Source organism: Bacillus sp. SM2101 (assembly GCF_018588585.1).
Lineage (GTDB): Bacteria > Bacillota > Bacilli > Bacillales > SM2101 > Nanhaiella > Nanhaiella sioensis.
Window position 1 is genome coordinate 1 of sequence record NZ_JAEUFG010000136.1, and the last position, 573, is coordinate 573.

The 573-nt window shown below is 35.3% G+C and carries 1 protein-coding gene; it reads right to left on the reverse strand.

From position 1 onward, the window contains the following. Positions 1-508 (reverse strand): DUF4179 domain-containing protein (locus JM172_RS24615; protein ID WP_214484999.1); only part of this gene is annotated, 508 nt, incomplete at its 3' end. Between the last annotated feature and the right edge of the window lie 65 nt (positions 509-573).

Consider the following 573-nt stretch of genomic DNA (forward strand, 5'->3'; position numbering starts at 1 on the left):
TTGATAAGCCCACATAGTGTGTATCACTAATCTTATTAATTTGATAACTACCACCACTACCGGTTTCACCAATGACACTAAAATAGTTTCCCCCACTCATTTTCATCGCTTTTCCAAAATCATGATTTGTTTCAATCGCAAACGATACTGTAATGTTCGTGCCGTCGTATACCGCGTTATCAATCATGACCGAAACGTCATTATCCGTCTGCGCAAGACCAATATCAGTAGAGAATATTTCAAAATTTTTGTAATGTTGCTCTTCATTATTAAAATAATTAATTACATTATCTATAAACGGAATTTGTGATGCAAGAGTCGGGAATGCAAAACCTGTTGCCGAACTTGCTCCAACAATGATAGCAGCAGCAACAGCAATATTACGCCAAATCGGTAATTTTTTGCGTCTTTTTAGTAAATGTTTTTTGACACGTGCCTTTTCTATGTCTGTTACGTCTAATAACTCAAGTTTATCAACATCCATATTAATCCATTCTTTCATACTCATACTAATAGCTCCTTTAACTTGGTATCTGTGGCTAATATTTTCTTACCTCGATACAACCGATTATC